General features: G+C 66.6%; 22 protein-coding genes and 5 tRNA genes. 22 read left to right on the forward strand and 5 right to left on the reverse strand.

Translation table 11 applies throughout. The annotated features are described in order from the left end of the window. The first annotated feature begins 112 nt into the window (after positions 1-112). The 7 genes from epsA to METUNV1_RS02215 all read left to right on the forward strand — a co-directional run bounded on the left by epsA (position 113) and on the right by METUNV1_RS02215 (position 7,260). Positions 113-901 carry an XrtB/PEP-CTERM-associated transcriptional regulator EpsA gene (gene epsA / locus METUNV1_RS02185; protein WP_008058407.1) on the forward strand — a complete coding sequence of 263 codons (789 nt, stop codon included), beginning with the start codon at positions 113-115 and terminating at the stop codon, positions 899-901. Further along, a complete protein-coding gene (locus METUNV1_RS02190; RefSeq protein ID WP_008058409.1) occupies positions 901-1,713 on the forward strand; it encodes an ankyrin repeat domain-containing protein in 813 nt (270 codons plus the stop codon). The genes epsA and METUNV1_RS02190 overlap by 1 nt, the downstream gene beginning before the upstream one ends. A 202-nt stretch (positions 1,714-1,915) precedes the next feature. Beyond that, positions 1,916-3,895, forward strand: coding sequence for a sigma-54-dependent Fis family transcriptional regulator (locus METUNV1_RS02195; RefSeq protein WP_008058410.1), 1,980 nt, complete (start codon positions 1,916-1,918; stop codon positions 3,893-3,895). Next, positions 3,885-4,472 (forward strand): flavoprotein, encoded by a 588-nt coding sequence (locus METUNV1_RS02200; protein ID WP_008058411.1) that lies wholly within the window; start codon positions 3,885-3,887, stop codon positions 4,470-4,472. Before METUNV1_RS02195 ends, METUNV1_RS02200 begins: the two co-directional genes overlap by 11 nt. Positions 4,473-4,502: 30 nt before the next feature. Further along, positions 4,503-5,987 carry a DUF6513 domain-containing protein gene (locus tag METUNV1_RS02205; RefSeq protein WP_008058412.1) on the forward strand — a complete coding sequence of 495 codons (1,485 nt, stop codon included), beginning with the start codon at positions 4,503-4,505 and terminating at the stop codon, positions 5,985-5,987. After that, positions 5,984-6,547, forward strand: a complete 564-nt coding sequence (locus tag METUNV1_RS02210) for a DUF447 domain-containing protein (protein WP_008058413.1) — start codon at positions 5,984-5,986, stop codon at positions 6,545-6,547. Before METUNV1_RS02205 ends, METUNV1_RS02210 begins: the two co-directional genes overlap by 4 nt. Positions 6,548-6,552: 5 nt before the next feature. Continuing rightward, complete coding sequence (locus tag METUNV1_RS02215; RefSeq protein WP_008058414.1) at positions 6,553-7,260, forward strand: (5-formylfuran-3-yl)methyl phosphate synthase; 708 nt, start codon at positions 6,553-6,555, stop codon at positions 7,258-7,260. 171 nt (positions 7,261-7,431) lie between these two features. Here the strand turns inward: METUNV1_RS02215 and METUNV1_RS02220 are convergent, their stop codons facing one another. The 3 genes from METUNV1_RS02220 to METUNV1_RS02230 are packed head-to-tail and all read right to left on the reverse strand — an operon-like array spanning position 7,432 to position 10,097. Continuing rightward, positions 7,432-8,811, reverse strand: a complete 1,380-nt coding sequence (locus METUNV1_RS02220; protein ID WP_008058419.1) for a sigma-54-dependent transcriptional regulator — start codon at positions 8,809-8,811, stop codon at positions 7,432-7,434. After that, positions 8,808-9,248: a universal stress protein gene (locus tag METUNV1_RS02225; RefSeq protein WP_008058420.1), complete on the reverse strand. Its 441-nt coding sequence runs from the start codon at positions 9,246-9,248 to the stop codon at positions 8,808-8,810. Before METUNV1_RS02225 ends, METUNV1_RS02220 begins: the two co-directional genes overlap by 4 nt. Positions 9,249-9,302: 54 nt before the next feature. Beyond that, complete coding sequence (locus METUNV1_RS02230) at positions 9,303-10,097, reverse strand: outer membrane protein assembly factor BamD (protein ID WP_043358834.1); 795 nt, start codon at positions 10,095-10,097, stop codon at positions 9,303-9,305. On the opposite strand from METUNV1_RS02230, the gene rluD reads away from it, so the two are divergent. The 3 genes from rluD to METUNV1_RS02245 are packed head-to-tail and all read left to right on the forward strand — an operon-like array spanning position 10,096 to position 12,765. Beyond that, positions 10,096-11,076 (forward strand): 23S rRNA pseudouridine(1911/1915/1917) synthase RluD, encoded by a 981-nt coding sequence (gene rluD, locus METUNV1_RS02235; RefSeq protein ID WP_008058423.1) that lies wholly within the window; start codon positions 10,096-10,098, stop codon positions 11,074-11,076. The two genes, METUNV1_RS02230 and rluD, sit on opposite strands and share 2 nt — an antisense overlap. Then, a complete protein-coding gene (gene pgeF / locus METUNV1_RS02240; protein WP_008058424.1) occupies positions 11,073-11,849 on the forward strand; it encodes a peptidoglycan editing factor PgeF in 777 nt (258 codons plus the stop codon). Before rluD ends, pgeF begins: the two co-directional genes overlap by 4 nt. A 31-nt stretch (positions 11,850-11,880) precedes the next feature. Next, a complete protein-coding gene (locus METUNV1_RS02245; protein ID WP_008058425.1) occupies positions 11,881-12,765 on the forward strand; it encodes a ZIP family metal transporter in 885 nt (294 codons plus the stop codon). Here METUNV1_RS02245 and METUNV1_RS02250 read toward each other — a convergent pair. Further along, a complete protein-coding gene (locus tag METUNV1_RS02250) occupies positions 12,691-12,966 on the reverse strand; it encodes a hypothetical protein (protein WP_008058426.1) in 276 nt (91 codons plus the stop codon). The genes METUNV1_RS02245 and METUNV1_RS02250 overlap by 75 nt on opposite strands. Before the next feature lie 325 nt (positions 12,967-13,291). Here METUNV1_RS02250 and METUNV1_RS02255 point away from each other — a divergent pair, with 325 nt between their 5' ends. From METUNV1_RS02255 to METUNV1_RS02305, 11 genes are all read left to right on the forward strand, one after another. Then, complete coding sequence (locus tag METUNV1_RS02255) at positions 13,292-14,971, forward strand: PHA/PHB synthase family protein (protein WP_085983283.1); 1,680 nt, start codon at positions 13,292-13,294, stop codon at positions 14,969-14,971. Positions 14,972-15,039: 68 nt separating this feature from the next. Beyond that, entirely contained in the window at positions 15,040-15,780 is a 741-nt protein-coding gene (gene phbB / locus METUNV1_RS02260; protein WP_008058428.1) for an acetoacetyl-CoA reductase, read from the forward strand. Positions 15,781-15,865: 85 nt separating this feature from the next. Beyond that, positions 15,866-16,606 carry a beta-ketoacyl-ACP reductase gene (gene phbB / locus METUNV1_RS02265; protein WP_043358839.1) on the forward strand — a complete coding sequence of 247 codons (741 nt, stop codon included), beginning with the start codon at positions 15,866-15,868 and terminating at the stop codon, positions 16,604-16,606. A 152-nt stretch (positions 16,607-16,758) separates the two neighbouring features. Continuing rightward, the gene (phaR, locus tag METUNV1_RS02270) at positions 16,759-17,352 is read left to right on the forward strand and encodes a polyhydroxyalkanoate synthesis repressor PhaR (protein WP_008058431.1); all 594 of its coding nucleotides are present in this window, start codon (positions 16,759-16,761) and stop codon (positions 17,350-17,352) included. A gap of 29 nt (positions 17,353-17,381) precedes the next feature. Next, the gene (gene rimO, locus METUNV1_RS02275; RefSeq protein ID WP_008058432.1) at positions 17,382-18,743 is read left to right on the forward strand and encodes a 30S ribosomal protein S12 methylthiotransferase RimO; all 1,362 of its coding nucleotides are present in this window, start codon (positions 17,382-17,384) and stop codon (positions 18,741-18,743) included. Positions 18,744-18,761: 18 nt separating this feature from the next. Then, the gene (locus METUNV1_RS02280) at positions 18,762-20,192 is read left to right on the forward strand and encodes an FAD-binding oxidoreductase (protein ID WP_008058433.1); all 1,431 of its coding nucleotides are present in this window, start codon (positions 18,762-18,764) and stop codon (positions 20,190-20,192) included. Positions 20,193-20,317: 125 nt separating this feature from the next. Next, positions 20,318-20,393 (forward strand) — tRNA-Ala (locus METUNV1_RS02285). A gap of 61 nt (positions 20,394-20,454) precedes the next feature. After that, positions 20,455-20,530: transfer RNA gene (locus METUNV1_RS02290), tRNA-Glu, on the forward strand. 48 nt (positions 20,531-20,578) lie between these two features. Next, positions 20,579-20,655 (forward strand) — tRNA-Asp (locus METUNV1_RS02295). Between the two features lie 89 nt (positions 20,656-20,744). Then, positions 20,745-20,820, forward strand: a tRNA-Glu gene (locus tag METUNV1_RS02300). Between the two features lie 50 nt (positions 20,821-20,870). Then, positions 20,871-20,947, forward strand: a tRNA-Asp gene (locus METUNV1_RS02305). A gap of 125 nt (positions 20,948-21,072) precedes the next feature. Here METUNV1_RS02305 and METUNV1_RS02310 read toward each other — a convergent pair. Further along, entirely contained in the window at positions 21,073-22,095 is a 1,023-nt protein-coding gene (locus tag METUNV1_RS02310; protein ID WP_008058434.1) for a GGDEF domain-containing protein, read from the reverse strand. Between the two features lie 135 nt (positions 22,096-22,230). On the opposite strand from METUNV1_RS02310, the gene METUNV1_RS02315 reads away from it, so the two are divergent. Then, the gene (locus METUNV1_RS02315; protein WP_008058436.1) at positions 22,231-23,085 is read left to right on the forward strand and encodes a PhnD/SsuA/transferrin family substrate-binding protein; all 855 of its coding nucleotides are present in this window, start codon (positions 22,231-22,233) and stop codon (positions 23,083-23,085) included.

The raw sequence follows: 23,085 nt of genomic DNA on the forward strand, positions 1-23,085 counted from the left end.
GCAAAACTGCATGTCGGCTAGCGCTATGCGCTCACACACCGACGCGCCCGGCCTGCTGGCCGGGCATCATTCGAACAAGGGCCCTCAAAGGCCGAAAAGCTCCCGGTTTGCCATGACGGATCCGCTCGCGAAGGATCAGATCGACGTACAGCTGCTGCTGTTCACGATCGAAACATCCATCCGGGTGGTGAAGCGCTTCCAGTTCTTCCTGTGGACACAGGGCTCGCTGCAGACCTTCCTGCCGCATGACACGCTGCTGTGCGCCTGCGGTGACTTCGAGCGCGGCGAGTACACCGCGTCGGTGTTCTCGCGCTCGGTGCTGTCGCCGGAGTATGAGGCGCGGCTGACCGACCCGGGCGGCGGCCTGATCGCGCGACTGCTGGCGGACTGGCAGGCGGGCGGACGGGAGCCGCTGGTGCCGGGCGGCGCCCGCGGCCGTGCGCTGGCCCAGCTGCCGCGGGTCGCCGGTGTGGATCACGCGCTGGCGCACGGCTGCCGCGAAGCGCGTGGCGAACAGTCCACCTTCTTCGCGCTGCTCGGCATGCCGGAAGCGCCGACCGATCTCGATGCGCGTCGCATCGAACTGCTGATGCCCAATCTGCATCTGGCACTGCTGCGCATCACCGAACACGAGCGGCGCGAGGGCGGCGAGCGGGTGGTGGGGCGGAGCGCGTCGCCGGTCACGCTCAGCGCGCGCGAACTGCAGGTGCTGGAGTGGGTGCGCGAGGGCAAGACCAATCACGAGATCGGGCAGATCCTGAACATCAGCCCGCTCACCGTGAAGAACCACATCCAGAAAATACTGCGCAAGCTCGACGTGACCAACCGTGCCCAGGCCGTGGCCCGGCTCGCCGCGCTGCGCGCGCATGAACCCGGCCGCGAGGCCTTCGGAGACGCCTGATGATGCGCCCGCTCTTTCGTTCGCTTCTGTCGCTGGCCGGCGTTCTGTGTGTGGCGCAGGCCGGCGCCCAGGAACTGCCGCCCGAGTGGCAGGGCCGCTTCACCGACGCGGCGCGGCCGCGTGCAGCGGTGCCGGCGACCGCGATGGAGTACGCCGACATCCGCCGGACCGGCGACGACGCCGGTCCGCGCAATTACCGCAGCGCTGATCATGCATTGCTGTCGGCCGCGCGCCGCGGCGACTGGGCGGCGGTGAACCGGCTGCTGAAGGCCGGCGCAGCGCCCAATGTGCGCGACGCCTGGGGCGACAGCGCGCTGGTCCACGCGGCCGCCGCCGGCGAAACCGAAACCGTGCGTGCCCTGCTGGCTGCGGGTGCAGCGCCGGATCGCAGGGGCGCATCCGGCTTCACGCCGCTGGGCGCCGCCGCACTTGCCGGCCATCACAAGGTGGCGGCGCTGCTGCTGAAGGCGGGCGCCGACGTCGATGCCAAGAGCGCAAACGGACATGTGCCGCTGATCGATGCGGTACTGCTGGACCGCGACGAGGTGGTGGGCGAACTGCTGCGCGCCTCGCCGGACTGGCTGCATACCGAAAGGGAGCAGGGGCGCCACGCGCTGTCACTGGCCGCTTCGCTCGGCCATCTGCGGGTGCTGGACCGCCTGCTGGCCGCCGGCTTCGACCCCAATCTGCCGGACCGCGCCGGCTTCAATGCGCTGTACTGGGCGGTGTTCCGCAAGCAGCGGCTGGCGGTGGCCCACCTGCTGGCCTCCGGCGCCCAGCCCGGCGCGATGTCGACCGACATCTACGACTGAAGCGGCGCACCGGTCCGTCCGGCGCGCACAGCCGCGCCCGGGGCGGAACACAGTGGCCGTCTTCCGCGACACTGGCGCGCCGCTTCGGGCGCAGCCGTGCCGCGCTGCGCAACGGCCGCCGGTGGCCGGCTCCGGAGCCCGGGTGTTACCATTGCCCGGTTTTTCCCTCACGTCCGCCGTACCGGTTCCCAAGGTCGAACACATGGTGTCTTCCAGTCAGGTGGCCGAACACGTCCGTTCGGTGCACGCCATCATCAGCCGTCCGCAGCGCCCGTCCGGTCATGAACTGGTGGCGCGCTCGTGGCTGCGCTGTTTTCACGAACTGGCGCTCGACCCGGCGGCGGACGACGCGCCGCCGCCGCTCGCACCCCAGGCCTGGCGCGAACGCGGCGACCGGCTGGGCGAAGTGATGGACAGCGCGGTGCCGGAAATGCAGACCCTGCATCGCCAGCTGGACGATCCGAATTCCGCGCTGGTGCTGGCCGACGCCGAAGGCGTCATCGTGAGCATCGTGCGTCACCCGGGCTTCGCCCGCGAGGCCTCGCTGCGCGGTCTGGTCGAAGGCGCGCGCTGGAGCGAAGAGGTGCAGGGCACCAATGGCATCGGCACCGTGCTGGCCGAGCGTCACTCGCTGGTCATTTCGCGCGAGGAACATTTTTTCGCCCGCCACACCGACATGGTCTGTGCCGGTGCGCCGATCTATGACGGCGTCGGCGAGGTGGCGGCGGTGCTGGCCGTGTGTTCGCTGTCTCCGGGCGGTGCCCGCGCGCTGCGCGCGCTGGTCGAACGGTCGGCCAGGGTGATCGAGCACCGCGCCTTCCGTGCCCGTCACGCCACCGACTACATCATCCGTTTCCACGCCCACGCCGGTCGCGTGCTCACCGCTGTCGACGGTCTGCTCGCGCTGACGCCTGAAGGCGAGGTGATCGAAGCCAACCACACTGCCTTCGAACTGCTGTCGCCGGATGGCGAGGCGCTGCTGGGCCGCGAGGTGACCGAGTTCTTCGGCCAGTCGCTGCCGGAACTGCTGTCGCGCACCTTCCGTGCCGGTTTCCATCCGCTCACGCTGTCGATGCCGCAGCACCAGACCTGGTATCTGCTGGCGCAGCAGCCGGCGCGCAACCGCGCCCAGTCCGGCGCGCGCGGCGATTCCGGTTCGGCCGCCCAGGCGCTGGCCGAGCTCGATCTGGGCGATCTGCGCATGGCCGGCAATGTGCACAGCGCGATGCGCATCCTCGACCGCGACATTCCGCTGCTGATCGCCGGCGAGACCGGCACCGGCAAGGAAGTGTTCGCACGCGCCTTTCACGCGTCCAGCCAGCGCGCGCGCGGCCCCTTCGTCGCGATCAACTGCGCGTCGCTGCCGGAAGCGCTGATCGAATCCGAACTGTTCGGCTACAAGCAGGGCGCCTTCACCGGCGCCAACCGCGACGGCCGTCGCGGCAAGGTGCTGCAGGCCGACGGTGGCACGCTCTTCCTCGACGAGATCGGCGACATGCCGCTGCAGCTTCAGGCACGCCTGCTGCGCGTGCTGGAGGAGCGCAAGGTGACGCCGCTGGGCGGCGAGAACGCGGTACCGGTTGATCTGCAGCTGGTGTGCGCCACCCACCGCGACCTGCGTGCCATGGTGCGCGACGGCAGCTTCCGTGAAGACCTCTATTACCGCCTGCGCGGCATGGAAGTGACGCTGCCGCCGCTGCGCGAGCGCACCGACCGCCGCGCGCTGATCGAGCGCTGCCTGAATGAGGAAGGCGCCGGCCGCCATCCGCCGGTTCGCCTCGGCCAGGCCGCGATGCAGGTGCTGGACCGCTACCGTTGGCCGGGCAATATTCGCCAGCTGCGCTACGTGCTGCGCACGCTGGTTGCCATGTGCGACGGCGGAGAGATCACGCTGCGCGACATGCCGGCCGAACTGATGGACGCGCCCGAACCGATGCCGGCGCCGCCGGTGGCCACGCTGCCCGCGGCCGACAGCCACGCCGATGTGCCGCCGCCGTCGCCGACCAGTCACCTCAATCCGCTGCAGTCGGCCGAGCGCGATGCGCTGCTGGCGGAACTGCGCCGCCACCGCTGGAACATCGCCGGCCTCGCCCGCGAGCTCGGCGTGAGCCGCAACACCGTTTATCGCAAGATGAAGCGACTGGACATCGATACCGACACGCAGGCGGGTGATGGCTACTGACCCGCGCCTGAACGACATTCCGGATGAAGCCGAAGTCCTGCCCGATGCGCGCATCGCCTGGGGGCTGACCGGCTCTGGCCACTTCCTGAAGGAATCGCTGGAATTCGCCGACACGCTGGACCGCATCGACCTCTTCCTGTCGAGCGCCGGCGAAGAGGTGCTCAACATGTACGGCTACCCGCTGGTCGACATGAAGAAGCGCTACCGCATCTTCCGCGACAGCACCGCCAGTGCGGCGCCGGTCGGGCTGTTCTACCAGGGGCAGTACCACACGGTGGTGATCGCGCCGGCCACGTCGAACACCGTGGCCAAGTGTGCAAGCGGCATTTCCGACACCCTGGTGACCAACATCTTCGCCCAGGCCGGCAAGCTGCGCATTCCCATCATCGTGTTCGCCTGCGACAACGAGCCGGTGGTGATCACCGAGTCGCCCAGCGAATGGGTGACGCTGTACCCGCGTGCCATCGACCTGGAGCACACCGCGCGTCTGTCCGGATTCGAAGGCGTGACCGTGGTGAAGAACGTCGAAGAACTGCAGGCCGCGCTCAGGCAGCGGCTCGCGGCGGTCCAGCGCTGAGCGGGCGCGGCGGCGACCGGTCACATCGTCATGGCTGAACAGCAGGTCCGATCCGGCGGGCCCATCCCGGGCGAACGCATTCTTTTCCTGACCGGGCATCTGGCGTGGAAAAGCCTGCAGCGGGTGCTGGACGACATGCAGCCGCTGCCCTTCGAGCCGCGGGTGCTGGACATCGGCATCAATGTCGCCGGTCTGATGACCGCCGACCTGATACGCCGGCGGCTGCCGGTCGATCAGGTGCAGGCCGACCGCATCGTCGTGCCCGGCCGCTGCCGCGGCGACCTCGACGCGCTGGCGCAGCACTACGGCGTACCGGTGCAGCGCGGCCCGGACGAGGTGAAGGACCTGCCGATGCACTTCGGCCGGAAGGCGAAAAAGCGGGTGCTCGACCGGCACGACGTGCTCATCTTCGCCGAAATCGTCGATGCGCCCCAGGTCGATGTCGATGCGGTGCTGGCCACCGCACGCCGCTACCGCCGTGACGGCGCGGACGTGATCGACATCGGCTGTCTGCCGGACACCGACTTCCCGCACATGGAAGACTGCATCCGCGCGCTGAAGGCCGAAGGTTTCCAGGTGAGCATCGACTCGCTGAACACCGATGACCTGCTGCGCGGTGCGCGCGCCGGCGCCGACTATCTGCTCAGTCTGAAGAAAAGTACGCTGTGGGTGGCCGACGAGGTCGATGCGATTCCGGTGCTGATTCCGGACACGCCGGGCGACCTCGATTCGCTGCGCGAGGCGGCGGACATCATGACTGAGCGCGGTCTGCCCTTCTACGCCGACCCCATCATCGAGCCCATCCACTTCGGCTTCACCGCGTCCATCGTGCGCTATCACGAGCTGCGGCGGACCCATCCGGACATCCCCATCATGATGGGGGTGGGCAATCTGACCGAACTGACCGATGCCGATACCAGCGGCATCAACGCGCTGCTGTTCGGCATCATTTCCGAGCTGCGCGTCGGTGCGGTGCTGGCCACCGAAGTGAGTCCGCACGCCCGCCGTGCGGTGAAGGAAGCGGATATCGCGCGCCGCGTCATGTTCGCCGCGCGCGAGGACAACGCGCTGCCGCGCGACTATTCCGGCGAGCTGATGACCACCCACCAGCGCCGTCCTTTCCCGGACACGCCGCAGGAGATCGCCGACATCGCCGCCACCGTGCGCGACCCCAACTTCCGCATCCAGCTCAGCGAGCAGGGCGTGCACATCTACAACCGCGACGGCATGCAGGTGGGCACCGACCCGTTCGCGCTGTACCCGGGCCTGAACGTCGCGGATGACGGCGCGCACGCCTTCTACCTCGGCGTCGAACTGGCGCGCGCGCAGATTGCCTGGCAGCTGGGCCGCCGCTACGCACAGGACGAGGAACTGGACTGGGGGGCTGCAGTCGAGAAGAAGACGCAGGACCTGATGGCGCATTGCGCCCCGGGTACCACGCTGCAGCGCAAGGCGAAGCGCAGGCCGGCCGAGGCCGACCCGGCGCCGCCGGACGACACACAGGACCAAGCATGATCTGGGAAACCATACTGACCACCGTGGACGTGCAGGGCCGCACCCACATCACGCCACTGGGCGTGCGCGAGGAGCGCGGCCTCACCGTGCTCGCGCCCTTCCGGCCGTCCGGTACGCTGGACAACGTGCTGGCCACCCGCATCGCGGTGGTGAACTTCACCGACGACGTGCGCGTGTTCGCCGGCGCGCTGACCGGCCGCCGCGACTGGCCGGTGCAGCCGGCGGAGAAGATAGGCTGCGCGCGGCTGGTTAACACGCTGGCCCACCGCGAACTGGAACTGGTCGAGGTCGAGGAGGACGACGTCCGCCCGCGCCTGTACTGCCGCACTGTGCACGAGCAGAGTCACGGCGTGTTCCCGGGCTTCAACCGCGCACGTTCAGCGGTGATCGAGGCAGCCATCCTGGTGAGCCGGCTGCACATGCTGCCGGTCGAGAAGATCGACGCCGAACTGGCCTATCTGCAGATCGCCATCGACAAGACCGCCGGCCCGGCCGAACTCGAAGCTTGGGGCTGGCTGGTCGAGCGCATCGCCGCGCACCGCGCCGGAGTGCAGGCGTGATCCGCATGCTGGCCAGCGTGCGCGACCTTGACGAGGCGCGCACCGTGCTCGAGGCCGGGGTCGATCTGATCGACCTGAAGCAGCCGGCTGATGGCGCGCTCGGGGCGTTGCCGGCCGACGTGATCCGCGAGGTCGTCGCCTTCGTCGCCGGCCGCACGCTCACCAGCGCCACCGCCGGCAACGTCGAACCGGATGCGCAGGCAGTTCAGGCCGCGATGGCGCGCATCGCCACGACCGGCGTCGATTACGTGAAGGTCGGACTTTTCCCTGCCGGCTGGCAGCAGGGCGGGCGCGACTACGCGGCCGTGCATGCATGCCTGCGCGGTCTGGCGCCGCTGGCCGGTGCCCGCCGCATCGCGGTCATGTTCGCCGACCTTGCACCGCCGCTGGATCTGGTCGACGCGGTCGCCGCTGCCGGTTTCGACGGCGTCATGGTCGATACCGCGCACAAGACCGGCCACAGCCTGCCGGACGTCGCCGGTGTCGAATGGCTGTCCGGCTTCGTCGAACGCGCCCGCGCACACGGTCTGCTGTGCGGGCTCGCGGGCTCGCTGCGGGTGGCCCACATTCCGGCGCTGGCGCAGCTGTGCCCCGACTACCTCGGTTTTCGCGGTGCGCTGTGCGCCGAGCAGGCGCGCGTGCAGGCACTGGACGTACGCGCGGTGCTGGGTGTGCGCGAGGCACTGGAAGAGGCGCAGCGCCTGGCGGCGTGAGGGGCGATCGGCGCCCTCGGGCGACCGCGTGGCTCAAGCTCTTGTGCGTAAGGCCGGCTTTGCACAGCCGGTCCGTGTCGCCGGAGCAGCGCATGCGCTGCTAAACCTCTTGCGTGAGCGGTTCGCCCTGGCTGGCGAACCCGTCTCGCAGGGGCGACGCATGCGTCGCCTTTATCCTGCGAGACCCCACTGCGCGCACTTGCGTTCTATGGTCTTGCGCGACACGCCGAGCTGGCGGGCGGCTTCGGACTTGTTGCCGCCGCAGGCGGCGAGCACGTCGAGGATGTGCTTGCGCTCGACGTCTTCCAGCGCGGCGGCCGGTTCGGTGGAGCGGGGCGGCGTGAGCGTGCCGAAGGCATCGGCCGGGAAATAGCCGAGGATGAGCGCGCGTTCGACCAGATTGCGCAGTTCGCGGATGTTGCCCGGCCAGTCGTGCGTGGCCATCCGCGCGGCGGTGTCGCGGTCGAGCGGAATGGGCGCCACGCCGAGCCGCGATGAAAGCTGGGCCATGAAGTGGGCGACCAGCAGCTTCACGTCCTCGCGCCGTTCGCGCAGTGGCGGAATGGTGATGCGCACCACGTCGAGCCGGTAGAACAGATCCTGCCGGAAGCGGCCGGCACGCACCTCGCTGGCCAGATCGCGGTTGGTGGCGGCCACCACGCGGATATCGACCGGCACTTCGCGCGACGAGCCGACCGGGCGGATCATGCGGTCTTCCAGCACCCGCAGCAGCTTGGTCTGCATCGCCGCCGGCAGTTCGGAAATCTCGTCCAGGAAGAGGGTGCCGCCCTGGGCGTAGAACAGCAGGCCCGGATTGTTGTCCTGGGCGCCAGTGAAGGCGCCCTTCACGTGGCCGAACAGTTCGGATTCGATCAGTTCGGCGCTGATCGCGCCGCAATTGACCGGCACGAAGGGCGCACCCGCGCGCGGGCTCATCTGGTGCAGGGCGCGCGCCGCCACTTCCTTGCCGACGCCGGATTCGCCGGTCAGCAGCACGGTGCTGGGCATGGCCGCCGCCCGGCGCAGCACGCTGGCCAGTTCGCGTACCGGCTGCGATTCGCCCACCATGCCGGCCACGCCTTCGGTCTGGCGCGCGATCTCCCGGCGCAGCACGTAGTTCTCGCGCAGCAGGCCGGCGCGGTCGAAGCAGCGGCCGACCGCGTTCATCATCTGGTCGATGCGGAAGGGCTTCAGGATGAAGTCCGACGCGCCGGCGCGCAGCGCGTTGATCGCGGTTTCGATGTCGGCGAACGCGGTGATCAGGATGACATCGCACTGATGACCCTGCTCGCGCAGCTCGTTCAGCCATTCCAGGCCGCTGCGGCCGGGCAGTGAAATGTCGAGGATGATGAGATCGAAGTGCAGTCGCGCGAACAGCTGCTGCGCGTGTTCGACGCTGCCGGCGGTTTCAACCAGGCCGCAGCGCGGGCCGAGCGCGCGGCTTATGAAGCTGCGCATGCCTTCCTCGTCGTCGACGACGAGTACCGAGTACTGCTGCCAGTCGCGCTGGCTGTCGCGGGGAGCGGGTGAGGGCGCGCGTGCCGCGCTCATGCTGGTCGCTGTACGACGATGAGGATGTTGCAGGGCGCCTCTTCGACCAGCGAGGCGCCGACCGAGCCCTTCCACCAGCGTTCCAGCCGCGAGCTGTGGTGGGTGTGGCCGATCACGATCAGATCGACCTTCAGTTCGTGCGCCAGACGGCTGATTTCGCGCACCGCGTCGCCGGTCACCAGATGGCCTTCGGCGGTGACGCCGCGCGCCTTCAACTGCTCCAGACCTTCCTTCAGCACCTCGGAGAAGCGTTCGTTCTCCTCTTCCTGCGGCACGTCGGCGACGAAACCTTCGGCCACGAACAGCGTGGCGGCGATCGGCGCGACCGCCAGCAGGTGGATCTCGGCATGGAGGAGGTCATTGATTTCCGCGCACTCGAGCAGCGCGCGGCGACCGGATTCAGAGCCGTCGTAGGCGAGCAGTACCTTGCTGTACATGATCCGTCTCCTTCTGAAGGGGCATTCAGGTACCGCGGCGCAGGCCTGCGGCGCTTACCAGAGCTTCCACCAGGGGTCGTCCTCACCCGGCTTCCTGAAGCCGCGGGCGAGGAATTCGCTCTTCGGATAGTTCTTCTGCATCACGCGTTTCGCATCGTCGCGCAGATCGACCAGACCCAGCGAATCGTAGGCCACCATCAGGATGTAGAGCGCCTCTTCGACCGCCGGCGATTCCTGATAGTTGCTCACCGCGAACTGTGCCCGGTTGGCCGCCGCCAGGTAGGCGCCGCGCAGGATGTAATAGCGCGCCACGTGCACTTCGTGCGCCGCCAGCGAATTCACCAGATAGTTCATCCGGATGGTCGCGTCCGGCGCGTACTTGCTTTCCGGGTAGCGGGTCACCAGTTCCTTCAGCGCATCGAAGGAGTCGCGCAGGCCCTTGGGGTCGCGCTCGGTCAGATCCTGGCGCGACAGATTGCTCATGATGCCCAGATCCTCGTTGAAGTGGATCAGGCCGCGCAGGTAATAAACGTAATCAACGTTGGGGTGATTCGGATGCAGCCTGATGAAGCGGTCGCAGGCCGCCACCGCCTGCACGCGCTCGCCCTGACGGTAGTAGGCGTAGGCCACTTCGATCTGGGCCTGCTGGGCATAGCGGCCATACGGATACTTGGCCTCCAGCTTTTCGTACATCTTGATCGCCTGCTCGTAGGAGCCGTCGCTCATGAGCTGCTTGGCCTCCTGGTACAGGCGTTGCGCCGACCAGTTCGCCGTCTCGTCGATCTTGTCCGGCAGAAGACCGCACCCGGCGGCCAGAGCCACCCACAGTATCGCTACACTACGCCACATGACCGCACTGACCCTGGAAGATACGCAAGACGACGATTATATCGCCGAGCAGCCGCCGAACCCGACTCCGGAACGGCTTCTGGCGACGGTTCCTGCGGGCGTGACCGGCGAGCGGCTGGACGCGGTGCTGGCGAAGGTGTGGTCGCAGTACTCGCGCAGCCGCCTCCAGGGCTGGTTGCGTGAGGGCAGGGTGCGGGTGGACGGGCGTGAATGCAGCGACGCGCGGCGACGCACTTTCAGCGGCGAACGTCTGGAGCTGGATCCGGGCAGCCTGCCGGAAGACACGGTGCACGCGCCCCAGGACATCCCGCTGCGGGTGGTGTTCGAGGACGACACCGTGATCGTGATCGACAAGCCGGCCGGGCTGGTGGTGCATCCGGGCAATGGCGTGCCGGACGGCACGCTGCTCAACGCGTTGCTGTACCGCTGGCCGGAGCTGGCCCGGGTGCCGCGCGCCGGCATCGTGCACCGGCTGGACAAGGACACCAGCGGCCTGCTGGTGGTGGCCCGCACCGTGGAGGCCCAGACCGATCTGGTGCGCCAGTTGCAGGCGCGCACCGTGTCGCGCCGCTATTTCGCGGTGGTGGCCGGATCGGTCGGCGCCGATGGCACCGTGGATGCGGCGATCGGCCGCCATCCGGTACAGCGCACCCGCATGGCGGTGGTGCAGGTTGGCGGCAAACCGGCGCGTACCCACTATTTCGTGCGCGAGCGGCTGCGCGATGCCACGCTGGTCGAATGCCGGCTGGAAACCGGCCGTACCCATCAGATCCGGGTACATATGGCGCACATCGGGCATTCGCTGCTCGGCGACGAGGTGTATGCCCCGCGTAACGTGGCCGAACGCTTTTCCCGTCAGGCCCTGCATGCCTGGCGACTCGGTCTGGTGCACCCGCGCAGCGGTGAGGAGGTGGGCTGGGAAGTGCCGCTGCCGGCCGACATGGTCGCGCTGCTGGACAGCCTGAGGGCGGCGGCATGAGCGCGCCCGCATTGCCGCTCATCCTGCCGGACTGGCCGGCGCCGCCGGCGGTGCGCGCCTGCGTCACCACCCGTCTGGGCGGCGTCAGTGCCGCACCGTTCGACAGCTTCAATCCGGCCACCCACGTCGGCGACGACGCGCGGGCGGTGGCGGCCAACCGGGCGCTGCTGCGCGCCCACCTGCCGGCCGAACCGCTGTGGCTGGAGCAGGTGCATGGCGTCGAGGTGCTGGATGCCGACCGCGAACGCTGTGGCACCGGCGACGCGTCGATCGCGCACTGCGCGGGCAGTGTCTGCGCGGTGATGACCGCCGACTGTCTGCCGGTGCTGTTCTGCAACCGGCAGGGCACGGTGGTGGCCGCGGCCCACGCCGGCTGGCGCGGCCTGGCGATGGGTGTGCTGACGCGTACCGTGCAGCGCATGGGCGGGTCGCCGGGCGACATTCTGGCCTGGCTGGGCCCGGCCATTGGTCCGGACGCGTTCGAAGTCGGACCGGAGGTGAGGGCGGTGTTTCTCGAACGGCTGCCGGGCGCGGCCGCCGCGTTCAGGCCCGGGACCGGTGATCGCCTGTACGCCGATATCTATCTGCTGGCCCGGCTGGAGCTGGCCCGCGCCGGTGTGCAGGCGGTGTACGGAGGGGGCCTGTGCACGGTGAGTCAGGCGGCTCTGTTCCACTCCTACCGCCGCGACGGGCGGTGCGGGCGCATGGCCAGTCTGGTCTGGCTGGCGCGCGATGCGTCGGCGCTGGGCGCGGAACCGTCGTATCAAGGATAATAAGAGTCCATTTTCAGTTTCAAACGCTCCCATGTCTGTCCTTGCCTGGATCGTGCTCGCCTCGCTCGCCGGCGGCGCGATCAGCGTCTGCGCCGCCGCCCTGTTCGGAATGGCGGTCAATCTGCAGCGCATTCCCATGCTCATCAGCTACTCGGTCGGCGCCTTGCTCGGTGCTGCGCTGCTGGGCGTGCTGCCGCAGGCGATCGAGGAAATCGGCAGCGTGGAAATGGCGACCTCCATGCTGCTGGCCGGCATTCTCGGCTTCTTCCTGCTGGAAAAGCTGGTGCTGTGGCGCCACTGTCATGAAGTGAGCTGCGAAGCGCACGACCCGGCCGAACTGGCGCACCAGGCAGCGCATGAAGAGGCCCACCGGGCGGAGCAGGCGGCGCTGACCCATGCGCACCACGTTCATGCGCATCATGGGCATGGCCATGGCCACGGTAACGAGGGGGCACGCGCCGCCTCGCTCATCCTGATCGGCGATGCCTTTCACAACTTCGTGGATGGCGTGCTGATCGCGGCGGCCTTCGCGCAGAGCGTGCCGCTGGGCATCGTGACCGCCACTGCCATCGTGGCGCACGAAATCCCGCAGGAAGTGGGCGACTATCTGGTGCTGCTGCACTCGGGCATGAGCCGCCTGCGGGCGCTGGCCTTCAACCTGCTGTCCAGCATGGCCACCCTGGTCGGCGCGGTGGGCGCCTACTTCGCGCTGTCACTGGTGGGCGACGCGGTGCCCTACCTGTTGTGCATTGCAGCGGCCAGCATGATCTACGTGGCGGTGGCCGATCTGATTCCGGGCCTGCACAAGCGGGCGGAGATCGGCGCCACGCTGCAGCAGGTCCTACTGATTTCGCTCGGCGTGGGCAGCATTCTGCTGATCCACCACTTCGTCGACGGCTTTGCCCACGGTCACTGAGTCGTCCGCAGGTCCATCCTCGCCCGGCTGCGGCCGCGCCATGCGCGCGCGCCGCCGCGCCGGCGTGCCGAACAGCCACAGGAACAGCGCCAGCGGCGCCAGGCCGTAGAACACCACGGTCATCACGCCGGCCACGATCGAATGTTCGGTCACGGCCATCATCAGCACCACATAGATCCACGCAATCGCAACGATGTACATCGGGGCCTTTCAGGCGGGCATGGCCACGCGGAAGAGACTTCCGGCAGCCGGGATTGACAGTGATTTTGTGCGATGCAACAATCTCTCGCACTGCGATTGCCGGACAGAGGAGGCGCCCGTGCGCGTCCGGCACTGATATGCTCGCCCGGCGCGCCCGTGGACGGCAAGATGCTCGCAGATCCGAGCGATGCCGCTGCATCGCGTCTGAGACAAGAAAGAACGAACGGGGTTTGGTTTGATGAGCAGTGACTCGGCAGCACCCGGAAAGTCCGTCCCGCCTCGCAATGAGGCACTTCCGCCCGACTGGACGGCCATGATGGCCGCCATGGGCAAGAATTTCAGCGATTTCGTCGCCCGCCAGCACAGTGCGCTCGCGGTGCATGCGCCGACTGCAGGCAGCGCTTTCCCGGCGCCCGAAGCCGCCCGTTTTGCGGCCCTGCAGCAGCAGTGGCTGGAAAGCCAGCACAAGCTCTGGCAGGCCTTTGCCCAGCACAAGCCGGGCGATGAGGGCGTGCAGCCGGTGGCCAAGGCCGAACCGGGTGACCGCCGCTTCCGCTCCCCGGAATGGAGCAAGCCGTACTTCGATTACCTGCGCCAGGCCTATCTGATCAATTCCGCCTTCGTGCGTGACTGTGTCGAAGCCACGCCGGTGGCCGACGGCCGCGCGAAGGACCGCATGCGCTACCTGTCCAAACAGGTGATCGAGGCGCTGTCGCCGGCCAATTTCGCGGCCACCAATCCCGAATTCGTCGAAACCGCGCTGCGCACCGAAGGCGAAAGCATCCGTCGCGGCATGGAAAATCTGGTGCGCGACCTGCAGCAGGGCCATATTTCGATGTCGGCGCCCGGTGCGTTCGAGGTCGGCCGCAATCTGGCGGTGACCGAAGGATCGGTGGTGTTCGAGAACGAGCTGATACAGCTCATCCAGTACGCGCCGCTGACCGACAAGGTGTATGCCAAGCCGCTGCTCATCGTGCCGCCGTGCATCAACAAGTACTACCTGATGGACCTGCAGCCGGAGAACTCGCTGGTGCGCTTCCTGGTGGAGCAGGGCATCACGGTGTTCCTCATTTCCTGGCGCAATCCGGATGCCGCGCTGGCTAATTTCACCTGGGACGATTACCTGCGCCTGGGCCCGCTGACCGCACTCGACGTGGTGCGCGACATCAGCGGCGACGCTCAGCCGAACACCATGGGTTTCTGCGTAGGCGGCACCCTGCTGGCCTCGGCGCTGGCAGTGGCCTGCGGCCGCGGCGAGAAGCCTGCGGCCAGTGTCACGCTGCTCACCACGCTGCTCGACTTCTCGGACGCCGGCGAGATCGGCTGCCTGGTGGACGAGGGCATGGTCGCGATGCGCGAACAGACCATAGGCCGCGGCGGTCTGCTGCCCGGCCGCGAACTGGCGCAGACCTTCAGCAGCCTGCGTCCGAACGACCTGATCTGGAACTACGTGGTCGGCAACTACCTGAAGGGCGAAACGCCGCCGGCCTTCGACATCCTGCACTGGAACTGCGACAGCACGAATCTGCCCGGCCCCTTCCTGGCCTGGTACCTGCGCAACCTCTATCTCGAGAACAGCCTGCGCGTGCCGGGCAAGCTGGACATGCTGGGCGTCAAGGCCGATCTGGGCAAGGTGGATATGCCGGCCTACCTGCTGGCCACCTCGGAAGATCACATCGTGCCCTGGACCGGCGCCTATCTGGTGCGCAAGCTGCTCGGCGGCGAAACCACCTTCGTGCTGGGCGCCAGCGGCCACGTGGCCGGCGTCATCAATCCGGCGTCCAAGGACAAGCGCTCGCACTGGATCGGCGGCGATGCGTCGACCGCCGAGGAATGGCGCGCGAACGCCAGCGAACAGCCGGGCAGCTGGTGGAAGCACTACATCAAGTGGCTGACTGCGAAGTCAGGCAAGAAGGTCGCGCCCCCGTCACGAGCGGGCAACGCGCAATACACCGTGATCGAGCCCGCACCCGGGCGCTACGTGAAAGGCAGCGCAACGAACTGAACGCATGGCAGCCTCATGAGGGGGGCTGCGGAAGACACACCCTCGACTAATAAATAGGAGACAAGGAAATGACGCGAGTCGCACTGGTAACGGGCGGTATGGGAGGACTGGGTGAAGCGATCTGCATCAAGCTCGCCGCGCTGGGTTTCCGCGTGGTGACTACCCACAGCCCCGGCAACACCAAGGCAGCCGAATGGCTGCAGACCATGAACAACATGGGCTACGGCTTCAAGGCCTACCCGTGCGACGTGTCTGATTTCGACTCCTGCAAGGCGTGTGTCGAGACGGTGACCAAGGAAGTGGGACCGGTGGACGTGCTGGTGAATAACGCCGGCATCACCCGCGACATGACCTTCAAGAAGATGACCAAGGCGGACTGGGATGTGGTGATGAGCACCAACCTCGATTCCTGCTTCAACATGACCAAGCAGGTCATCGACGGCATGACCGAGCGCAAGTGGGGCCGCGTGGTCAATGTGTCGTCGGTCAATGGCTCCAAGGGTGCGTTCGGCCAGACCAACTATTCGGCCGCCAAGGCAGGCATGCACGGCTTCACCAAGGCGCTGGCGCTCGAAGTGGCGCGTGCCGGCGTGACCGTGAACACGATTTCCCCGGGCTACATCGGCACCAAGATGGTGACCGCCATTCCGCAGGACATCCTGGACACCAAGATCCTGCCGCAGATTCCGGTTTCCCGCCTCGGCAAGCCGGAAGAGATCGCAGGCCTGGTGGCCTATCTGGCGTCGGACGAAGCGGCTTTCGTCACCGGCGCCAACATCGCAATCAACGGCGGCCAGCACATGTCCTGACCGCCGGCGCGGAGGTCCGCGCACACCTTCCACCCCGACCGGCGGGGGTGGAGGGTTTTCAACGCAGCTGGCTGGGAGAGAAGTCATGACGAAACGAGTTGCCCTGGTTACCGGGGGTATGGGCGGTCTGGGTACCGCAATCTGCAAGGCACTGGCCAAGGACGGCTACACCGTCGTGGCGAACTGTCTGCCCGCGTTCCCCCAAAAGGACGAATGGCTGGCCAAGATGCAGGCCGAAGGCTTCGAGATGAAAGCCGCCGAGGGCGACGTGTCCGACTACGACTCCTGCAAGGCCATGATCGAGAAGGTTGAACAGGACATCGGTCCGGTCGATGTGGTCGTGAACAACGCCGGCATCACCCGCGACAAGTTCTTCTCCAAGATGGACAAGGCGCAGTGGGATGCGGTGCTGACCACCAACCTCGACAGCCTGTTCAACGTGACCCACCACGTCGCCGGCAAGATGGCCGAGCGTGGCTGGGGTCGCGTGATCAACATTTCGTCGGTCAATGGCGTGAAGGGCCAGGCGGGCCAGACCAACTACTCGGCCGCCAAGGCCGGCGTGGTCGGCTTCACCAAGGCGCTGGCCGCCGAAATGGCGTCCAAGGGCGTCACCGTGAACGCCATCGCTCCGGGCTACATCGGTACCGACATGGTGATGGCCATCCGCGAGGACATCCGTCAGGGCATCATCGACTCGGTGCCGATGAAGCGTCTGGGCAAGCCGGAAGAGATCGGCGCGGCCGTGTCCTACCTCGCGTCGGAAAACGCGGGCTACGTGACCGGCGCGACGCTGAACATCAACGGCGGCCTGTACTACCAGTAATCACCGTCGCGTCGCACAGCAACATCGCTTTGTGACGGTTCGCAAGGCCTTATGCGGCACTGCCGCATAAGGCCTTTGCTTGCTGTATGATCGAAAAAGAGTGGGCGGACACACCGCCCCGGGGCAGTTCAAACGAGCGAGGACACCACACAATGAGCGCTTCCGAAAGCCGCGAGGGAACGAGTTCCACCAACCGCCTGATCAAGAAATACCCCAACCGCCGGCTTTACGACACCCGTACCAGCTCCTACATCACGCTGTCCGATGTGAAGGAACTCGTGCTGGAGAACGCAGAGTTCCAGGTGGTTGATGCGAAGACCGGCGAAGACCTCACCCGCAGCATCCTGCTGCAGATCATCATCGAAGAAGAAAGCGAAGGCGTGCCGATGTTCACGTCCGACCTGCTGTCGCAGATGATCCGCTTCTATGGCAATGCGATGCAGGGCATGATGGGCAAGTACCTTGAAGGCAACATCAAGGCCTTCACCGACGTGCAGAGCAAGCTTCAGGACCAGGCGCGCGCCATCTACGGCGACAACAACGCCATGAGCAAGGACCTGTGGGCGCAGTTCCTGAACTTCCAGGGCCCGGCCATGCAGAGCATGATGGGTGCCTACATGGAACAGAGCAAGCGCATGTTCGTGCAGATGCAGGAACAGATCGAGCAGCAGACCCGCTCGATGATGTCCGGCTTCAAGTTCCCGGGCTTCGGACCGGGGGGCGATAAAGGCCCGCAAAACAAGTAAAATGTCGGGTTTTGCGGCGGAGACGCGGCGTGACCCGTACTTCTGAATCTGGCAGCACCGCGAAGCCGACCCCCAAGGTCGGCTTCGTCTCTCTCGGCTGTCCGAAGGCGACTTCGGACTCCGAGTCCATCCTCACCCGGCTGCGCTCCGAAGGCTACGACATCGTGCCGACCTACGACGATGCCGATGTCGTGGTGGTCAACACCTGTGGCTTCATCGATGCCGCTGTCGAGGAATCGCTGGACGCAATCGGCGAGGCACTGGCCGAAAACGGCAAGGTGATTGTCACCGGCTGCATGGGCGCCGAAGGCCCGAAGCGCCAGCAGGTGCTGTCCGCGCATCCGCAGGTGCTGGCGGTGACCGGTCCGCACGCGACCGAAGAGGTGATGGACGCGGTTCATCGCCACCTGCCCAAGCCGCACGACCCGTTTTCCGATCTGGTGCCGCCGCAGGGCATACGGCTCACGCCGTCGCATTACGCCTACCTGAAGATTTCCGAAGGCTGCAACCACCGCTGCAGCTTCTGCATCATCCCGTCGATGCGCGGCGATCTGGTGAGCCGGCCGATCGGCGACGTGATGCGCGAAGCCGAGGCGCTGCGCGATGCCGGCGTGCGCGAACTGCTGATCGTGTCGCAGGACACCAGCGCCTACGGCGTCGATGTGAAGTACCGCACCGGCTTCTGGGGCGGCAAGCCGCTGCGCACCAAGCTGTACGACCTTGCGAACGCGCTGGGCGAGCTGGACATGTGGGTGCGCATGCATTACGTATATCCGTATCCGCATGTCGACGACATCATTCCGCTGATGGCCGAGGGCAAGATCCTGCCCTACCTCGACGTGCCCTTCCAGCACGCCAGTCCGCGCGTGCTGAAGGCGATGAAGCGGCCGGCCAATGCCGAGAACAATCTCGAACGCATCCGCGCCTGGCGCTCGATCTGCCCGGACATCACGATACGCAGCACCTTCATCGCCGGCTTCCCGGGCGAGACCGAACAGGAGTTCGAGGAGCTGCTGGACTTCCTCGGCGAAGCCCGCCTCGATCGAGTCGGCTGTTTTGCCTATTCGCCGGTCGAGGGCGCCAGTGCCAACGACCTGCCGGGTGCGCTGCCGGAAGAGGTGCGCGAAGAGCGCCGTCAGCGCCTGATGGAATTCCAGGAAGACATTTCCACCCAGCGCCTGGAAGAGAAGATCGACCGCGAAATGATCGTACTGGTCGATGAGGTCGACGAGGACGGTGCGGTCGCGCGTTCGGAAGGCGATGCGCCGGACATCGACGGTCTGGTGCACATCCTCGACGGTCAGGATCTGGAAGTCGGCGACTTCGTGCGCGTGCGCATCACCGACTGCGATGTGCACGACCTGTACGCCGAAGTCATCACCGAAGACTGAGCGCGGAGGCGCAGCGGCATGGAAAGCGGCCTGATCGATTCCGCGCTGGCCCGGTTCCGTGCCGTGCTCGGCGACGCCTGCGTGCTGACCGATGCGGCCGACACGACGCCGCATTTCACCGACTGGCGCGGCCGCTACAGCGGCGAGGCGCTGTGCGTGGTGCGTCCGGGCACGGTTGACGAACTGGTACAGGTGGTTCACATCTGCAACGAGGCGCGTCTGCCCATGGTGCCCCAGGGCGGCAATACCGGCCTGTGCGGCGGTGCCACGCCACACGCCGGCCGGCGCGAAGTGCTGGTGAGCCTGTCGCGGCTGGACCGCGTCCGCGCGATCGATCCGGACAACGCCTCGATCACGGTCGAGGCCGGCTGCACGCTGGCGGCCGTGCAGCAGGCCGCACGCGACGCCGGCCTGCTGTTTCCGCTCAGTCTGGCGTCCGAAGGTTCGTGCCAGATCGGCGGCAACCTGTCGACCAACGCCGGCGGCGTGCACGTGCTGCGTCACGGCAATGCGCGTGACCAGGTGCTCGGCCTCGAGGTCGTGCTGCCGGACGGACGGCTGTGGGACGGTCTGCGTGCGCTGCGCAAGGACAATACCGGTTATGACCTGAAGCATCTTTTCATCGGTGCGGAAGGCACGCTGGGCTTCATTACCGCGGCTGTGCTCAAGCTCGCGCCGCAGCCGACCGACACCGCGCTGGCCTGGGTTGCGCTCGATGGCCCGCAGCGTGCGATCGACCTGCTGCACCGGCTCCAGGCCGGCGCAGGTGACGCGCTCAATGCTTTCGAAGTGGTCGGCCGCACCGCGCTTGAAATGGTGCTGCAGCACATCCCCGGCGCGCGTGATCCGCTGTCGGTTCCGGCGCCCTGGTACGCGCTGGTGGAACTGGCCGGCAGCGGAGACCGGATCAGCGACCGGCTGGAAGCGCTGCTCGCCGCCTGCATGGCGTCCGGCACAGTGCGCGATGCGGTGATCGCTCAGGACGGCGCACAGGCCCTCGCGCTGTGGTCGCTGCGCGAAAACATTTCTGAGGCACAGCGCATCGAGGGCTTCAGCGTGAAGCACGACATCAGCGTGCCGGTGGGGGCCATCCCGCAGTTTCTCGAGGTGGCCGGTGAGCGGCTTGAGGCTGAACTGCCCGGTGTGCGCATCGTTGCCTTCGGCCATGCCGGCGACGGCAATCTGCACTACAACCTGTCGTTCAGCGATGCGTCGGATAACGCGCGGCTGGTGGCGGACGCACAGGTCGCGAACGCGGTGGTCTACGAGGCGGTGAGGGCGCTCAATGGTTCGATCTCTGCCGAACACGGCATCGGCCAGCTCAAGCGCGCGCTGCTGGGCGAGTGCAAGAGCGTGGTCGAGATGGACATGATGCGGGCCATCAAGCGCGCATTCGATCCGCATGCATTGATGAACCCGGGGAAGGTGCTGCCTGAATACGGCGAGTGACTGACCATGCCATATGGGTATTCATTCGGAATCGGATGTCTGTCTGCGGCACGGTCGTAAAAATTTTTTCGCCGAAAGCGCTTTACAAACGCTGATCACTGTTTATAATGCGCTCCTCTTTCGACGGGGGTATAGCTCAGCTGGGAGAGCGCTTGCATGGCATGCAAGAGGTCAGCGGTTCGATCCCGCTTACCTCCACCAAGGTTTCTGACCTGGGCGTGAAAGAGAAAAGCAGTAAAGATGCACCGAGTTTCACCACTAGGTCCCCATCGTCTAGAGGCCTAGGACACCGCCCTTTCACGGCGATAACCGGGGTTCGAATCCCCGTGGGGACGCCAGCGATAAGCTGGCGTGCAAGTCCGGAAGCAGTCTGCCGGCACCAACATGGAGTGGTAGTTCAGTTGGTTAGAATACCGGCCTGTCACGCCGGGGGTCGCGGGTTCGAGTCCCGTCCACTCCGCCAACACACGTCGCGCTGTCTCAGGGCAGGGCGATGACGGAAGAGGTCGCGAAAGCGGCCTTTTTTGTTGTCGATGAAAGTCGACAACCCTGGTCCCCATCGTCTAGAGGCCTAGGACACCGCCCTTTCACGGCGATAACCGGGGTTCGAATCCCCGTGGGGACGCCAGCGCCACGCTGGCCTGCTAGTCCGGACGCGCTCGCGCCGGCACCGATTCTGGAGTGGTAGTTCAGTTGGTTAGAATACCGGCCTGTCACGCCGGGGGTCGCGGGTTCGAGTCCCGTCCACTCCGCCAACATCCGGGCTGCGGTCCTGCCGACCGCAGCTGAAGAAAGGGCCGCATCCGCGGCCCTTTCTCGTTTCCGACCTTGCGATCTTCGTCCCGAGCGTTTGCGCAGCCCTTCCGGCGTCCGGTGAGGCTCAGAACAGTTCGATCGCGCCGCTGTTGTTCACCTCGCTGAGCAGCCCTGACTGCAGCAGCGACTCGTAGGAGTGCACCTGGTTACGCCCGTTGCGCTTGGCGTGGTAGACCGCCCGGTCGGCGCGGTCCACCGCGCCACTGGCGTTGTCCATCGGCCGCAGCCGGGTGAAGCCCACGCTGGCGGTGATCGAGCCGACCTGGGGAAAGGCGAAGCTGGCGAGCTGCTGGCGGAAGAAATCGAAAGCCAGATGCGCTTCGTCGTCATCTTCCGCACGCAGCAGCACGATGAATTCCTCGCCGCCGAAACGGTAGAGGTGTTCGCTGTGGCGGAAGGCGGTGCGCAGGATGCGTGCGACCAGCAGCAGTACCTCATCGCCGATCAGGTGACCGTAGCTGTCATTGACCCGCTTGAAGTGATCGACGTCGACCACGCCCAGCCACCAGGTGGGCACCGGGATGTCGTCGTTGACAGCGGCGCTCATGGTGTCCAGACACTTCAGGAACTGTTCGTCGAAGGTCTTGCGGTTGAGCAGGCCGGTCAGGCTGTCACGCTCGCTGTAGTCGAGCAGGCTGATCTGGTTGCGATAGATCTTCAGCAGCCCGGTGACCAGCCGCAGCTGCACCGGCAGCAGCGGCTGTTCGCTGACCAGTTCGATGATGCCGAAGCGTCTTGCTCCGGCCCATACCGCGAACAGGTTGAGCCAGGGGCCTTCCTGGTTTTCGAAGGGCAGGTCGAGCAGGGGTTCTTCCGATGCGAAAGCCTGTTCGAAATGCGGCTGGGCGGACAGTGCGGGCAGGGCGTCGAGCGCGGTCCAGCTCGGATCCCCGCTTTCCATGCCCACGCCCTTGCGCATGCGCGCCTGCAGCAGCAGCCGGAGGTCAGCGACGTCACCCACGCAGCGGTAGAGGCTCAGACGCACCGGATCAAGCCAGTCGCCGAGTACGGATACGAAGGTGCTGTCGATGAGATCGCGATCGCGGTAACCGGTGAGGTTCGCAACGGATCCGATGAGATCAGACATGGGCGGGTTCTGGGCAGGTCATCACGGGTAATCGGTATGTTCTATCGGCCGGACCGGTGTGCGACTTGAGCGATAGAATCGCCGGTGAGCGGTTCATGCCGCCGTTTTGTCTTGCCCTGTCACCGGCCTGGATCCATGCATTCACGTCTTCAACTGCGTCATTTCATTGCGCTGTGCGCGACCCTGTTTGCGTCGGCGCTGCACGCGGCCTGCCCGGTCGAGGGCACGGTCACGGTCGGCATCGTTCCCCAGCAGTCGGCCAGCGAACTGGCCCAGAGCTGGATTCCGCTGCTGAAGGACATGTCGGGCGCCACCGGCTGCGAGTTCCGCTTCGCCACCGCGCCCACCATCACCGAATTCGAGAAGCGTCTGGCGCGCGGCGAATACGCCATCGCCTACATGAATCCCTATCACTACGTGGTGTTCCATCAGAGCGCGGGCTACCAGGCATTTGCCCGCGAGAAGGACCGCAAGCTGCGGGGGCTGCTGGTGGTGCGCAGCGACAGTACGGTGAACTCGGTGCAGGAACTGGACGGCCGGGAGGTGGCCTTCCCGTCGCCGGCCGCGTTCGCCGCCACGGTGATTCCGCTGGCCGAACTGAAGAAGGGCGGGGTGATCGTGAAGCCGCGTTTCGTCGCCTCGCACGACTCGGTCTATCTGAACGTGTCACGCGGCCTGGTGCCGGCCGGCGGCGGCATCGAACGCACGCTGGAAGCCATCGATGCCGACGTGCGAGACCGCTTGAAGGTGATCTGGCGTTCGGCCGAATATCCGCCGCACGCGTTCGCCCGGTTGCCGGGCGCGCCCGAGGCGCTGGGCCGCAGCTTCCTGGAAGGCGTGCAGGCGGTCGCGGCGACCCCGCAGGGTGCGGCGCTGCTGAAGCAGATCGGCTTCAAGGGCCTGGTACCGGCCCAGGACAGGGACTGGGATCCGATCCGCGCGCTCGACATCAGGGTGCTGGACGCCCTGCTGGCCGAGCCGGCCCGCTGA

The sequence above is a fragment of the Methyloversatilis universalis FAM5 genome (assembly GCF_000214035.2).
GTDB lineage: Bacteria > Pseudomonadota > Gammaproteobacteria > Burkholderiales > Rhodocyclaceae > Methyloversatilis > Methyloversatilis universalis.